Origin of the sequence: Actinomadura litoris (genome assembly GCF_009733595.1) — a bacterium.
GTDB classification, from domain to species: Bacteria; Actinomycetota; Actinomycetes; order Streptosporangiales; family Streptosporangiaceae; genus Spirillospora; species Spirillospora litoris.
This window is the reverse complement of the sequence record NZ_WOFH01000019.1, coordinates 99696-113845: the sequence shown is the minus strand read 5'-3', so window position 1 is coordinate 113845 and position 14150 is coordinate 99696. Positions and strand designations below refer to the sequence as shown.

Annotated in this window: 14 protein-coding genes; 4 read left to right on the top strand and 10 right to left on the bottom strand. The window is 74.7% G+C overall.

Annotated elements, in window-relative coordinates; translation table 11 throughout:
- Window positions 1-219 precede the first annotated feature (219 nt).
- Window positions 220-771 carry a translation initiation factor IF-3 gene (infC, locus tag GNZ18_RS37580; protein ID WP_312874970.1) on the bottom strand — a complete coding sequence of 184 codons (552 nt, stop codon included), beginning with the start codon at window positions 769-771 and terminating at the stop codon, window positions 220-222.
- A 571-nt stretch (window positions 772-1342) separates the two neighbouring features.
- On the opposite strand from infC, the gene GNZ18_RS37575 reads away from it, so the two are divergent.
- Window positions 1343-1840 (top strand): NUDIX domain-containing protein, encoded by a 498-nt coding sequence (locus GNZ18_RS37575; protein ID WP_156221775.1) that lies wholly within the window; start codon window positions 1343-1345, stop codon window positions 1838-1840.
- Between the two features lie 7 nt (window positions 1841-1847).
- Window positions 1848-2789, top strand: coding sequence for a carbohydrate kinase family protein (locus GNZ18_RS37570; RefSeq protein WP_156221773.1), 942 nt, complete (start codon window positions 1848-1850; stop codon window positions 2787-2789).
- Between the two features lie 15 nt (window positions 2790-2804).
- Here GNZ18_RS37570 and GNZ18_RS37565 read toward each other — a convergent pair whose 3' ends face one another.
- Complete coding sequence (locus tag GNZ18_RS37565; protein ID WP_156221771.1) at window positions 2805-3491, bottom strand: HIT family protein; 687 nt, start codon at window positions 3489-3491, stop codon at window positions 2805-2807.
- 153 nt (window positions 3492-3644) lie between these two features.
- Between GNZ18_RS37565 and GNZ18_RS37560 the strand changes: the two genes are divergently transcribed.
- Window positions 3645-5024, top strand: coding sequence for a prenyltransferase/squalene oxidase repeat-containing protein (locus tag GNZ18_RS37560; protein ID WP_156221769.1), 1380 nt, complete (start codon window positions 3645-3647; stop codon window positions 5022-5024).
- Window positions 5025-5043: 19 nt separating this feature from the next.
- Here GNZ18_RS37560 and GNZ18_RS37555 read toward each other — a convergent pair whose 3' ends face one another.
- The 8 genes from GNZ18_RS37555 to GNZ18_RS37520 form a co-directional block, all read right to left on the bottom strand.
- On the bottom strand, window positions 5044-5916 hold the full coding sequence (locus GNZ18_RS37555) for a shikimate dehydrogenase (RefSeq protein WP_312874968.1): 873 nt from the start codon (window positions 5914-5916) through the stop codon (window positions 5044-5046).
- On the bottom strand, window positions 5889-7052 hold the full coding sequence (gene mltG, locus GNZ18_RS37550) for an endolytic transglycosylase MltG (protein WP_156221767.1): 1164 nt from the start codon (window positions 7050-7052) through the stop codon (window positions 5889-5891). The genes GNZ18_RS37555 and mltG overlap by 28 nt, the downstream gene beginning before the upstream one ends.
- Window positions 7049-7507, bottom strand: a complete 459-nt coding sequence (gene ruvX / locus GNZ18_RS37545; protein WP_156221851.1) for a Holliday junction resolvase RuvX — start codon at window positions 7505-7507, stop codon at window positions 7049-7051. The genes mltG and ruvX overlap by 4 nt, the downstream gene beginning before the upstream one ends.
- A gap of 55 nt (window positions 7508-7562) precedes the next feature.
- A complete protein-coding gene (alaS, locus tag GNZ18_RS37540; RefSeq protein WP_156221765.1) occupies window positions 7563-10232 on the bottom strand; it encodes an alanine--tRNA ligase in 2670 nt (889 codons plus the stop codon).
- Window positions 10233-10234: 2 nt separating this feature from the next.
- A complete protein-coding gene (locus GNZ18_RS37535; protein WP_156221763.1) occupies window positions 10235-10555 on the bottom strand; it encodes a hypothetical protein in 321 nt (106 codons plus the stop codon).
- Complete coding sequence (locus GNZ18_RS37530; protein ID WP_156221761.1) at window positions 10552-11040, bottom strand: DUF948 domain-containing protein; 489 nt, start codon at window positions 11038-11040, stop codon at window positions 10552-10554. The genes GNZ18_RS37535 and GNZ18_RS37530 overlap by 4 nt, the downstream gene beginning before the upstream one ends.
- 191 nt (window positions 11041-11231) lie before the next feature.
- A complete protein-coding gene (locus GNZ18_RS37525; RefSeq protein WP_156221849.1) occupies window positions 11232-12500 on the bottom strand; it encodes a replication-associated recombination protein A in 1269 nt (422 codons plus the stop codon).
- Between the two features lie 137 nt (window positions 12501-12637).
- Window positions 12638-13432 carry a phosphatase PAP2 family protein gene (locus GNZ18_RS37520; RefSeq protein ID WP_156221759.1) on the bottom strand — a complete coding sequence of 265 codons (795 nt, stop codon included), beginning with the start codon at window positions 13430-13432 and terminating at the stop codon, window positions 12638-12640.
- Between the two features lie 163 nt (window positions 13433-13595).
- On the opposite strand from GNZ18_RS37520, the gene GNZ18_RS37515 reads away from it, so the two are divergent.
- Complete coding sequence (locus GNZ18_RS37515) at window positions 13596-14054, top strand: hypothetical protein (protein WP_156221757.1); 459 nt, start codon at window positions 13596-13598, stop codon at window positions 14052-14054.
- The last annotated feature ends 96 nt before the right edge of the window (window positions 14055-14150 follow it).

Below are 14150 nucleotides of genomic sequence, written 5' to 3'. Positions count from 1 at the left end.
GCGCATCGCACGGAACCCCGTGTGACGCGCCGGGTCAGGCTTCAATGTACGTGCGTCACGACCCCGCGAAACCGCGGGGGCGTGAGACGGACCCGCCCGGAGAGGCGGGCCCTGGTGGCCGGTTCGCCCCGCGTCGCCCCGGATCCCCGGGGTCGCCGCCGGTCTCCCGGTGCTCGGCTCCGCCGAAGCTCCCCGCGGGGGCGGGCCCCGGCCGGGCCGTCAGGCGGTGCCGGCGTCCTGCTCGCGGCTCGCCGCGCGCTCGGCCTTGGCCTCCGCCTTCTTCTTGTGCGGACCGATCACCATGATCATGTTCCGGCCGTCCTGCTTGGGCCGCGACTCGACGAAGCCGAGTTCCTCGACGTCGTCGGCGAGCCGCTGGAGCAGCCGGTAGCCGAGCTCGGGACGGGACTGCTCACGACCACGGAACATGATCGTGACCTTCACCTTGTCCCCTGCCTTCAGGAACCGCACCACGTGACCCTTCTTGGTCTCGTAGTCGTGCGGGTCGATCTTCGGGCGGAGCTTGATCTCCTTGATGACCGTGTGCGCCTGGTTCTTCCGCGCTTCACGCGCCTTCATCGCGGACTCGTACTTGAACTTGCCGTAGTCCATGAGCTTGGCGACGGGCGGGCGCGCGGTCGGCGCCACCTCGACGAGGTCGAGATCCGACTCGCGCGCGAGTTCAAGGGCCTTGGCGATGGGCACGATGCCCACCTGTTCGCCGTTCGGGCCGACGAGCCGGACCTCGGGCACGCGAATGCGGTCGTTGATACGCGGTTCGGCGCTGATGGGACCTCCTTGGGGCCGTTCTCAAGTTCGTAGACCGGTCGTACCCCGAGGCTCTCACGCGAAAAGCCCCGCACGACTCACGTACGGGGCCACCTTCGGTCTCCCCGTACGGTGGAACCGCCCGGGGACGACGGCGGGACGAGCGCGCGACGCTCGTTTCGCCGGACCGAGACCCACCGGCCGCACGGCCGGTCAGGTGGGAGGTGGCCTCCGCTTGAGCGCCCCGCACGATTGATCGCCTCGATCGCGCGCACAGGGCCGGTCGGCCTCCAAGACTACCACCTGCGAAGCCCCGGCGCGCCCCGCCGGTTCGCTCCTCGTTCGTCCGGTTCGTCCCTTGCTCGTCCGCCGTCTCGCGGGATCCCGCGCCTGTCGCGGTCCCGGGGTACGCCGCCGTCTACAACCGGCCGCGCGGGCGGACCATTCCCTCGTGGCGGTGCCCGGGCGGGTGAGGTTCTTCTGGCCCGGCGGGGCTCTCGGCGCGGGGGGCGGGGCTTGTTACGGTAGGGCGGATGACGGCCCGGTGGGGCCGGCACCAGGGAGGTTTCCCGCGATGCCCTCGGTCAAGGCCGGCGCCCCCGGTCCCCTCACCGCCGGGTCCCCGGTCAGGCTCCAGTTCGCGCAGAAGGCGTTCATCGAGGCCCACGGCAGGCTGCTGCTGGTCCGCAAGTCGGCGGACGACCCCTTCCACCCCGGCCGCTGGGAGGTGCCCGGAGGCCGGCTGGAGGTGGAGGACGACCTCGACCTGGACGACCACGTCCGCCGGGAGGTCTGGGAGGAGGTCGGCCTCAAGATCGACCCGGGGCCGCCCTTCCACCTGTGGCAGTGGTTCATGCCCGACCGCGGCGCGCGGGCCCGGAACGCGCGGATCCGCGTGGTGGCGACGGCCCGCCGCTGCCGCCCGCTGTCGCTGGACGCCGACCTCGGCAACCAGGAGCCGGGCGACCACCTGGCCGAGTGCGCCTGGGTGCCGCTGGCCGAGGTCGCCGGGTACGCGCTCATCCCGAGCCTGCGCCCGGTGATGCGGGCCTACCTGTCGCGGTCCGGCTGAGCCGCCGATGGACGCCCGGGACCCCTCGCCCGCCCGGTCGCCGGGCCTGGACGGCGCGCCGCGCCGCCGCTTCTCGCTGTTCGTCGTGGGCGAGGTGCGGATCGAGGCGCGGGCGTCCCTGCCGGACGCGCGGTTCGGCGAGCTGACCGCGGACCGGCTGTCCTACGCCCCCGCGCGGGCGCTGGTCGCGGGGACGGCCGTCAACCTGGCCCGGTGCGCGGTCGGCTACTTCCGCAAGGTGAGCGTCCTCGGCAAGGTCGGGGACGACGCGTTCACCCCGGTGATCCGGCGGGAGCTGCGGCGGCTGGGCGTCCGCGACCGGCTGCGCGTGGAGGAGGGCGCGCCGAACGGCGTGACCGTGATGGTGCGGGACCGTCCGGACGGCGAGGGCCCCGGGGTGCGGCTGCTCGTGGCGGCGGAGGACGCGCCGGGCCGGCGGCTGACCGAGTCGGAGGTGCGCGCCGCGTCGGCCGGGATCCGCCGCGCGGACGCGCTGTTCGTCGACGGGTACGCGCTGCTGTCGCCGGTGTCGCGGGCGGCGCTGCGCGCGGCCGCCCGCGTCGCGCGGGAGGCGGGGACGCTGGTCGCCTTCGACCTCGTCCCGCACGACATCGACGGGCGGCTGCCCGCGGCCGACGTGCTGCCGGCGCTCTCGCTCGCGGACGTGGTGTTCACCGAGGCGCCCACGGTGGCGCGGCTGCTCGGGGTCGCGCCGCCGACCGGGTCGGGCGGCATGCGGGACCTGCTGCCCGCGCTGGACCGGGCCGCGCCGGGCCGTCCGCTGTGGCTGCTGCGGTTCGGGGCGACGTCGCTGGAGTATGTGCTGGCCTACCAGCGGGAGCGGCTTCTGCTGGAGTATCCGTCCGGGTACGGGGCGGGGATGGAGCGCGCGGGTTTCGGCGACCGGCTGGCGTCGAGCGAGCTGTACTGGTGGCTGTCGCGGCGCTGACCCCGGCGCCGGTGGTCAGTGCCGCGCGGCCTGGACGGCGGCGGCCCGCCGCACGTCCCGGACCGTGCGCAGGAAGCGCCGCCTGCCGGCGGGCAGGCCGAACGTCTCCTGCCAGCGCCAGGGCCCGCCGGAGCCGGTGGCGGCGGTGAAGGCCCAGCGGAGGAACTGGCTCGGCACGCCGTCCCCCGCGTGGACGGTCGCGCGGCCCTCCTCCTCGACCAGCAGGTAGGAGCGGCCCGCCCGGAAGCGGGCGCGCAGGGCGGCGTGCCCGGCCGGCGCGCCGGGCAGACCGCGCTCCTCCAGCACCGCGCGGACGCCCGGCGTCCCCGGCAGGAGGTGCCAGTGCGCGTGGTCGACGCACGCGCCGCCGCCCTGGGACGTCGCCGGGCCGTGCTCGAACAGCACCAGGTCGCCGCTCCCGTAGGCGGCCTCGTAGAGGCGGGAGACGTGGTCGCGCCAGTGGAGGGCCGATCCCCACAGCGGGGCGCCGAACGCCCCGGCGCACTGGTGGTGGCGCCGGGTCACCAGGAGGAGGTGGCCGGCGGCGAGGGGCGCCACGTCCGGGATGAGCAGGAACCCGGGGTCGCGGGCGAGCACGGCGGAGTCTCCGGGCAGCCCGGCCGCGGCGTTGACGCGGAACCGCAAGGGCGGGCACAGGACGCAGTCGCGGACGGGCGGGCTCCAAGTCGATGGCTCGGCCAACCGTCCTCCTGCGCCGGGGGCCGCACGGGATCTGCCCTTCCCAGCGTGCCCGGTGGCCGGGCGACCCGATCTGTGCGGGCACCGATACAGACATGGAACCCACGGGGTACAAAGCCTGGCCGGGCGGGCATAAAACATACAGAAGGCGATACCGTGCACCAGTCTCCCCCAGAACCCCCGCTTCCGCAGGCCACCCGTGGCGCCCGTCCGGACGATCCGTTCCCGGTCACCGGGGCCGTCATCGACATGGCCGTCCTCGCGACGCGGCTGGAGGAGTCCCTCGACGTGCTGCGCGACACCTACGCGCCCGCGCTCGGCGCGGGCGGCGGCTGGTACCACGAGCTCACGCGGCCCGAGCCGGGGACGACCGCGACGGCCCTCGGCCTGCTGGCGTTCGTGGAGGCCGGAAGGCCCTTCGAGTACTTCCACGAGGGGCTGGCGCTGCTCGCCGCGCGGCAGGCCGCCTCCGACGACGCGCTGCGCGACGGGGGCTGGGCCACCCGCACGAGCCTCGGCATGCCCGTCGTGGAGGCCACCGGCTGGATCGCCAGGTTCCTCGCCCGCGCCCGCTGCGACCTGCGCGAGGACGCGCCCGACCTGCGGCGGGCCTACCAGTGGCTGCTGCGCAACCAGAACCCCGACGGCGGCTGGGGCTCGCTGCGCGGCTGCCCCTCGCGGGTGTGGCTGACGTGCCTGGCGCTGCGGGCGCTGAGCCAGCTCAACCCGCACGACCCGGCGGTCGACCGGGGCGTGGAGTGGCTGACCGCGGACCGGACCGCGCACCGCCCCGGCTGGGGCCCGACCCCGGCCGCCGCGCCCACCGTCACCCACACGGCGTTCGTGCTGGTGACGCTGGCCGAGGCGCGTCCGGAGCTGGCGACCGAGCGGCTGCTGGACGCCCACGACTGGCTCGCGGCGCGGCTGGACGGCGCCGAAGACCACATCTGGATCGAGACCTACGACGTCTCCCCGCCGGGCGCCGCGCCGGGGCCCGTCTGGCGGCTCGCGCTGTGGCACTACGGCCTGCCGATCGCGCTGGTCGCGCTGCTGCGCGACCCGCGGGGCCCGCGCGGGCCCGCCGTCGCCCGCGTGTTCCGCGCGCTCGCGCGCGGCGAGGTCACCGGCCCCCGCTGGAACAGCCATCCCGGCGGCGGGCGCACCTCGCTGTGGACGCTGTGGTGGCGGCTGGAAAGCCTGGTCGCACTCACCCGTATCCCGCTGGCGGGGCGCGCGGACGTGCTGCACTGGCTGCCGGACGCCACGATCGTGCAGCGCGCCCACGCGCGCGAGCTGCCCCTCGCCGCGCTGCTGCCGCACCACCGGCGGCTGGAGCCGGTGGCGCTCGTCCGGCGGCACTGGTCGGCGCTGCTGCTGGCGTTCATCTGCCTCGGCAGCGCGCTCGGCGTCACGGCCGGGGCATGGGGCTGGCGGGACTTCTGGCTGAGCGTGATCCTGCCGATCGTCCTGGCGATGGTGGACGAGTCGCTGAAGCGGCGGCGCGGCTCGCGCGACCCGCCGCTCGACCCGACCTGACCCGCGACCCGCGCGGGGATCAGGCGCGGCGGGCGAGTTCGGCCTCCCCGGCGGCGCGCATCGCCTCCACCGGGACGTCCTCGCGCCCGGTCATCAGCGCCACCTGCCGGACCGCCTGGTGCAGCAGCATGCCGAAGCCGCCCGCGACCGTCCCGCCCGCCGCCGCGACGGCACCGGCGAGGGCGGTGGGCCACGGCGCGTAGACGACGTCGAACAGCGCCGCGCCCGAGGCCGCGACCGGCTCGGCGTAGGCGTCGGCGGCCCGTCCGGGCAGGGTCGAGACCACGAGCCCGGCCGGGAGGTGCTCGGCCAGCCGGTCCAGCGGGACGACCCGGACCGCGAGCCCGAACCGCTCCCCCACGGCGGCGGCCTCGGCGGCGCGCGCGGGGGTGCGGGCGGCGAGCACCGCCTCGTCCAGGCCGAGTCCGGCGAGCGCCGCCAGCGCCGAGGCGGCGGTCGCGCCGCCGCCGAGCACCAGCGCGGAGCCGGGCGCCGAGAGGCCCGCCTCGGCGAGCGCCGCCGTGATCCCGTGGACGTCGGTGTTGTCGGCGTACCGCCGCCCCTCCCGCAGGACGATCGTGTTGGCGCCGCCGACGCCGGCCGCGAGGTCGGACACCGAGTCCGCCAGCTCCAGCGCGACCCGTTTGAGCGGCATGGTCAGCGACAGGCCCGCCCACTGCGGTCCGAGCCCGTCCAGGAGTGCGGCGAGGCCGTCCTCGCCGCACTCGACCGCCTCGTAGGACCAGGCGTCCAGGCCCATCGCCGCGTACGCCGCCCGGTGCAGGACCGGCGAGAGCGAGTGGGCGACGGGCGAGCCCAGCACCGCCGCCCGCCGGACCGCGCCGTCCTCCCGCTCCGCCCGCGTCAGTTGCCCGGGTGCTTGCGCTGCCACTCGCGGAACTCCTGCTCCAGCTTCTGCCGGTCCGCCTCCGTCGAGGCGAACTTGGTGATCTTTCTGGTCGGGTCGGTGGCGACGAAGAACAGCCAGTCGCCCTTCTCCGGCGTCACCGCCGCCTCGATCGCCTCCGGCCCCGGGTTGGAGATCGGCCCCGGCGGCAGCCCCTTGTGCTTGTAGGTGTTGTAGGGCGAGTCGACCTGCAGGTCGCGGTTGCGCACGTCCAGCGTGCGCTTGTTGAGCGCGTACAGGACCGTGGTGTCGAACTGGAGCGGCATGCCCGTCTTGATCCGGTTGTAGATCACCCGCGAGATCTTCGGGAAGTCCGACGGTCGGCCGCCCTCGGCCTGCACGAGGCTCGCGAGCGTCAGCACCGTCCCCGGGCTCAGGTCCGCCGCCTTCGCCTTCTCCTCCAGGCCGACCGACTCCGCCTCCTTGCGGAAGCGGTCCACCATGAGCTTGAGGGCCTGCTTCGCCGAGCCGTTCGGGTCGAGGTCGTAGCGCCCCGGGTAGAGGTAGCCCTCGACGTTCCCCTTGGCGTAGGCGGGGAGGCCGAGGCCCGCCCCGTCCTTGGCCGCCGTCTGGAACTCCTTCACCGGGATGCCGGTCTTCTTCGACAGGAACTGGTAGACCTCGATGGCGCGGCGGCCCTCGGGGACCGTGACCTGGTTGCCCGCGCGGGACTTCGCGTCCAGCAGCAGCGCCATCGCCGCCGACGAGGACATCTTCAGCCGCATCTGGTAGAAGCCCGGCTGGATCGAGGACGCCTTGGTCTCCTTGCCGTAGGCCTTCACGAACGCGCGGACGCTCTTGACGACGCGGTGCTCCTGGAGCGTCGTGCCGATCGCCGAGCCGCTGTCGCCGTCCTTGATCTGGACGGTGACCTTGCCGCTCCCGGCGCCCTTGTAGTCCGGCGGGTGGAGCTTGTTGTCGAGCCAGGCGGCGCCGAGGACGCCGCCGGTGCCGAACACGGCCACGATGAACGCCATCGCGAACAGCGCGGCGGCCCGGCCGCTGCCCTTGCGCCTGCGCTGCTTCTTGCGCACGCGTCGCTGGGCCCGCCGGCCGGGCTGCTGGCGCTCCGGCTGCGGGCCGTCCCCGTGGGGATCGGAGAAAAGGTCCAAATCGTTCATGAGCTCCCCCGGACGATCTCGCCTGGGGGGCGCCCAGTCAACCGTTCCCCGTCAAGAGCCGCTTGAAGCAGGACGGCGGCCGCGGCCTGATCGACGACGCGGCGGCGCGCCTGACCGTGCACGCCGCCCGCGCGCAGGCCCGCCTCGGCCGTGACCGTGGTGAGCCGCTCGTCGTAAAGGCGGACCTCCGCGTCCGGGAGGCGGCCCGCGAGCCGCGCCGCGAACCTGCGCGCCGCCTGCGCCGCCGGGCCCTCCCGGCCCGACAGCGACGTCGGCAGGCCGACGACGACCTCGATCGCCTCGTGCTCGGCGGCGAGCCGGACGAGCCGGTCCACGTCCCCCTTGCCGCTCTTCACGGTCTCCAGCGGCGAGGCGAGGATCCCGCCCGGGTCGCAGCGGGCGACGCCCACGCGGACGGTCCCCACGTCCACCCCGAGCCGGACGCCCGGCCTCATCGCTCCGCCCGCCCCGGCCGGGGCGGGCACGCGCTCGTTCCCCCGAACGCGGGCCTCACGCGGCCCCTACGGCGTTCTCGACGGCGGCGAGCGCCTCACCGAGGGCGGCCGCGTTCGCGCCGCCTCCCTGGGCGAGGTCGTCCTTCCCGCCGCCCCCGCCCCCGAGGGTCCTGGCGGCCACGCCGACGAGCGCCCCGGCCTTCAGGCCGCGCTCGCGGGCCCCCTCGGTGACGGCGACCACGACGACCGGGCGGTCCTTCGGGACGCCGCCGACCATGACCACGGCGGGCCGGCCGGTCAGCCGCCCGCGGACGTCGACGGCGAGCTTGCGCAGGTCGTCGGCGCCGGTGCCGTCCGGGGCGCGGTGCCCGACGAACGCGGTGCCGCGCACGTCGCGGGCACCCTCGGCGAGCGACCCGGCGACCGCGAGGACCTGCTGCGAGCGCAGCCGCTCCAGCTCCTTCTCGGCGTCGCGGAGCCGGGAGACGACGCCGGAGATCCGCTCGGGGAGCTCCTCCTTGCGCGCCTTCATCTGCTCGGCGAGCTGCGCGACCAGGACGCTCTCGCGGGCCAGGAAGCGGAACGCGTCGATGCCGACGAGCGCCTCGACGCGGCGCACCCCGGCCCCGATCGAGGACTCGCCGAGCACCTTGACCAGGCCGAGCTGCCCCGAGCTGGCGACATGGGTGCCGCCGCACAGCTCGCGGGAGTAGTCGCCGACCTCCACGACCCGGACGTCGTCGCCGTACTTCTCGCCGAACAGCGCCAGCGCGCCCATCGCGCGCGCCTCGTCCAGCGAGGTGTGGAAGGCCCGCACGTCCAGGTCGTTGACCAGGACCTCGTTGACCTCGTCCTCGACGTCGCGCAGCACGCTGACCGGGACGGCGCCGGAGGCGGTGAAGTCGAACCGGAACCGGCCGGGCGAGTTCTCCGAGCCGGCCTGCGCGGCGGACTCGCCGAGCGCGCGGCGGAACCCGGCGTGGACCATGTGGGTCGCGGTGTGCGAGCGGGAGATCGCCCGCCGCCGCTCCACGTCGACCTCGGCGTGCGCGGTGTCGCCGGCCCGCGCCTCGCCGCTGCGCACGCGGCCCCGGTGCACGATGAGACCCGCGAGCGGCGCCTGCACGTCGGTCACCTCGATGACGGCGCCGTTGCCGAGCCTGATCAGCCCCTGGTCGGCGAGCTGGCCGCCGCCCTCGGCGTAGAAGGGGGTGCGGTCGAGGACGACCTCGACCTCGGTGCCCTCCCCCGCCGCGCCCGCGTTGGCGCCGTTGACCAGCAGGCCGACGACGCGGGCGTCGCCGAGCAGGCTGCTGTAGCCGATGAAGTCGACGGTCCCGCCCGCGCCGGTGAGCAGCTCGTCGAGGACCGAGACGTCGAGGTTGCCGGTCTTCTTGTCGCGGGCGTCCTTCTTGGCGCGCTCCCGCTGCTCCCGCATGAGCCTGCGGAAGCCCTCCTCGTCGACCTTGAGGCCCTGCTCGGAGGCCATCTCCAGGGTCAGGTCGATCGGGAAGCCGTAGGTGTCGTGGAGCTTGAACGCCTGCTCGCCCGCCAGCGCGCGGCCGCCGGACCTCCGGGTCTCCTCCACCGCCGTGTCGAAGATCGCGGTGCCGGTGCGCAGCGTCTGGAGGAAGGAGTCCTCCTCGGCGTCGATGACCGTGTGGATGTTCGGGGCGGTGCGGACGAGGTCGGGGTACTGCTCGCCCATCGCGGCGACCGCGACGGCGGTCAGCTCGTGCATCAGCCCGGCGTCCTGCCCGCCGAGCAGCCGCAGGTTGCGGATGGAGCGGCGCAGGATGCGGCGCAGCACGTAGCCGCGGCCCTCGTTGCCGGGGCGGATGCCGTCGGCGACCATCATCGTCCCGCTGCGGACGTGGTCGGCGACGACGCGCAGCGACACGTCCGCGCGCTGGTCGCGGCCGTACTTCGCGCCGGTCAGCTCGGCGGCACGGTCCAGGACGCGCCACAGCGTGTCGGTCTCGTAGATGTTGTCGACGCCCTGCAGGATCGCCGCCATGCGCTCCAGGCCCATGCCGGTGTCGATGTTCTTGGCGGGCAGGTCACCGAGGATCGGGAAGTCGGTCTTGCTGTCGCCGGGACCCCGCTCGAACTGCATGAACACGAGGTTCCACACCTCAAGGTAGCGGTCCTCGTCGGCGACGGGGCCGCCCTCGCGCCCGTACTCGGGGCCGCGGTCGTAGTAGATCTCCGAGCAGGGCCCGCAGGGGCCCGGGACGCCCATCGACCAGAAGTTGTCCTCCATGCCGCGCCGCTGGATGCGCTCCAGCGGCACCCCGACCTTGCGGTGCCAGATGTCCTGGGCCTCGTCGTCGTCGGTGAAGACGGTCACCCACAGCTTCTCCTCGGGGAACCCGAAGCCGCCCTCTTCACGCGGCCGGGTCAGCAGGTCCCACGCGAAGGGGATCGCCTGCTCCTTGAAGTAGTCGCCGATGGAGAAGTTGCCCAGCATCTGGAAGAAGGTGGCGTGCCGGGTGGTCCGGCCCACCTCCTCGATGTCGGGGGTCCGGACGCACTTCTGGGCGCTGGTCATCCGCTGCGACGGCGGCGTGCGCTGGCCGAGGAAGTACGGCTTGAAGGGGACCATGCCGGCGTTCACCAGCAGCAGGGTGGGGTCCTCGGCGATCAGGCTGGCCGACGGCACCACCGTGTGGCCGCGCTCCTCGTAGAACCGAAGGAAGCGGCGCGCTACCTCTGCCGACTCCATGATCAGTGGCCATCCTTGTCGTCGTCGATGATCGTGTACCTGGCCCGCAGGACCCGGCGGGGCCGGGAGCCGTCGGGCTCGGGAGGAGCCTGGTCCATGCGGACGGCCTCGCGCAGCTCCTCCTCGCGGGCCCGCATCTCGGTACGCACGTCGGCGGCGAAATCCCTCAACCGCTCGCCCGCGCCCTGCCCGGTCGAGACCGCGCGGGCCGCGACACCCTCGGGCGACCAGGTGCGCGCGATGCGCTCCACCCGCCGCTTGACGCGGTGCGTGGCGTAGATGCCGGCGCCCGCCCCGACCGAGAGCCAGAAGAGCCTTCTCATCCGCGTCCCTTCCCGTCGGAGCGGGTCTGAAGCTCGCGCCGGCCGGACCCGGCGGACCGGCCCCTGCCCTTCCCCGCGCGCCTGCCGGAGCGCTTGCGCGGGGCGGGGGCCGGGGCGGCGTCCTCCTCCGCGCCCTTCGCCGAGCCGCCGAGCGCCTTGCGGACGCCGTAGGAGAACGCGGCGGCCTTCACCACCGGGCCGCCGACGACCGAGGTCATGACGGTCGTGACGGCCGAGACGTTCTGGGTGACGCCGGCGACCTGCTTGGTGATCACGTCGGTGCGGCCGAGCTGCTCGTTGGCGCGGCCGACCGTGCGGGCCATCTCGTCCATCAGCGGGCCCGCCTGGTCGCCGATCTCGCGTACGACCTCGCTGGCCTCGCCGAGCAGCCGCGCGAGCCGCAGCAGCGTCAGCGCGACGAACGTGACGAGCACCGCCCAGAAGACGGCCACGATGAGACCTGCGAGCTGTCCACCAGTGAGCATCGGGGCTTTCCGTTCGACGTGTGTGCGGCTCGGGCCGGGTCAGCAGACCCTACCGTGGGCGCCGGCCCCGGCCGCTCGGGCGATCCAGGCTATCGGGCGAACGCCGCCGATGGCGCGAGCACCGCGTGATCACGGCGTGGGCGTGATCACGGCCTGGGACGGCGCCGGCCCGGCCGGCGGGCGGCGCCGCGTCAGGGCGTCCCGTTCGCGCGGGTGCCGCGCAGCACCGACCGGATCCGGGCGAGGACCTCGGTGAAGCGGGACTCGGCGCCGTGCCGGGTCGGGCGGTAGTACTCGCGGCCGTCCACGGCGTCGGGCGCGTACTGCTGCCGGACGACGCCGCCCGGGTGGTCGTGGGCGTACTTGTAGCCCTTCCCGTGCCCGAGCTGCTTCGCGCCCGTGTAGTGCGCCTCGCGCAGGTGCGTGGGGACGGCCCCGGCGAGGCCCTTGCGGACGTCGCCGAGCGCCTCGTCCACCGCCTTGACGACCGCGTTGGACTTGGGGGCTAGAGCCAGGTGGATGACCGCCTGGGCCAGGTTGATGCGGACCTCCGGCAGACCCACCAGCTCCACGGCCTGCGCCGCCGCGACGGCGGTCTGGAGCGCGGTCGGGTCGGCCATGCCGACGTCCTCGCTGGCGTGCACGACCAGCCGCCGCGCGATGAACCTCGGGTCCTCGCCGGCCTCGATCATCCGGGCGAGGTAGTGCAGCGCGGCGTCGACGTCGCTGCCCCGGATGCTCTTGATGAACGCGCTGATCACGTCGTAGTGCTGGTCGCCCTCGCGGTCGTAGCGGACGGCGGCGCGGTCGACGGCCCGCTCCAGCACGTCCACGTCGATGGTGCCGCCCTCCTCGACGACGAGGGACCCGGCCTCCAGGTAGGTGAGGGTGCGGCGGGCGTCGCCGCCCGCGAGCCTGATCAGGTGGTCCTCGGCGGCGGGGTCGAGGCCGACGGCGCCGCGCAGGCCGCGCTCGTCGGCGAGCGCGCGGCGGATCACCTCGCGCAGGTCGTCCTCGCCGAGGGGCTGGAGGGTGAGCAGCAGCGACCGCGACAGCAGCGGGCTGATCACCGAGAAGAAGGGGTTCTCGGTGGTGGCGCCGATGAAGGACACCCAGCGGTTCTCGACGGCGGGCAGCAGCGCGTCCTGCTGGGCCTTGTTGAAGCGGTGCACCTCGTCGACGAACAGCACCGTCTGGCGGCCGGTCATGCCGAGCTCGCGGCGGGCCAGGTCGATCTCGGCGCGGACGCGCTTGACGCCGTCGCTGACCGCCGAGACCTCCACGAACCGGCGGGAGGTGACGTGGCTCACGACGGTGGCGAGGGTGGTCTTGCCGGTGCCCGGCGGCCCCCACAGGACCAGCGACATCGGCGCGTCCCGGTCGACGAGCTGGCGGATCGGGGTGCCGGGGCCGAGCAGGTGCGCCTGGCCGACGACCTCGTCCAGCCCGCGGGGGCGCATCCGCACCGCGAGCGGCTGCCCGGCCTCGGTGCCGGTGTTCCTGGAGGCCGCCGCGGACTCCGGTGCCGGGGACTGCGCCGGGCCGCCGGCCGGATCGTCGAAAAGGCCCTCTGGTTGGCCCGATTCCGCCCTACTGGTCACGCTCCGACACTATCTCGCCGCGCCGACGCCCCGGCCCGGCCGCGGTCCCGGTCGTCCAGCGCCGGGATCCGGGACGTGGCCCACAGCGCGGCGACGACGATGGCCGACCCGGCGACGCCGTCCAGCCAGTAGTGGTTGGCCGTGAGCACCACGACCAGCAGCGTGACCACGGGATGGGCCGCGGCCAGCCAGCGCCACCGGCCGCGGGCGTAGCGGATCACGCCCCAGGCGATCAGCAGCGCCCAGCCGACGTGCAGCGAGGGCATCGCGGCGAACTGGTTGGTGATCCCCTGCCCCGGCTCGGTCGCGTAGGCGCTCGGCCCGTAGGCGGTCATCAGGTCCACGAACCCGTGGCCGGGCAGCATCCTGGGCGGCGCCAGCGGGTAGGCGAAGTGGACGAGCAGCGCCGCCGCCGCCGACCCGAGGATCACCGCGCGGACCCGCGGCCAGGCGCGGCGCCGCCAGAAGTACACCCAGACCATGAACGCGGTGATCGCGGGGAAGTGCACGCGGACGTAGTACTCGTTGGCGGCCCGGACCCAGCCGTCCCAGCGCAGCGCGCCCTTCTGCAGGGACGACTCGTCCGGCAGGAACAGGGAGCGCTCCAGCCCCCAGACGGCCCGCGCGTGCTCGTAGGCCCGCTCGGGGCGCCCGTCGGCGAGGTGGCGGCCGTAGGCGTAGGCGCCGAGCGCCGCCGCCATCAGCAGGAACTGCAGGACGGCGGCGAACGCCAGGCCCGTGACGCGCCTGTCGCCGCGCAGTGTCGCTCCCTCGCCCGCCCATCGCCGCATCCGTTCATCATCCAACTACCCGCGCTTCCGCGCGTGATACGTCAGGAGGGTTCGCCTGGTACGTCAGGAGGGGCCGCGCTCCATCCGAGGTCCCAGGCACGGGGAACCCCAGGGCGGGTTTTGGCGTTGGAACCGGCCGGAGGGTTGAATCAGGAGCGTGAGGGTGCCAGGGACGACCCAGCGTCGGCGGCACGGGCTGGCAGGGCTGCTCGTGGCGCTCTTCGTCGTGGGCGGGCTCGTCTTCAGCTACGGGCTGGGCCACGCCCCGCCCGCGCGCGCCTGCACCGAGCACGCGGTGACCGCCCCGGTGGGCGCCCCGACCGGGCACGCCACCGGGCAGACCACAGGGCAGACCACAGGGCACGCCACCGCCCGGCATGCCTTGCAGGGGGCCGTCGCCGACGCCGCGATGAACGTCCCGAAGCCCCCGGCGCACGGCCCGGCCGAGGTCTGCCTGTGCCTGGCCGTGCTGTTCACCCTCCTGGCCCTCGGCCTGCTGGCGGCGGGCCTGCGGCGCCCCCTCCTGCGCCTGCCCGCCCGCTCCGGCTGGTCGCCGGCGCTGCCCCGGGGCGGCGTCCCGCCGCTCTCCCCCGTGTCCTCTCTCCAGGTGCTCCGGCTGTGACGGACCGGCCGTAAGGCCACCGGCACCCGTCGCCCGCGCCCGCCGCGGTGCGGCGCTGCCGCCGTTTCCGAACATCCAGCCAGAGCGGAGGGGACA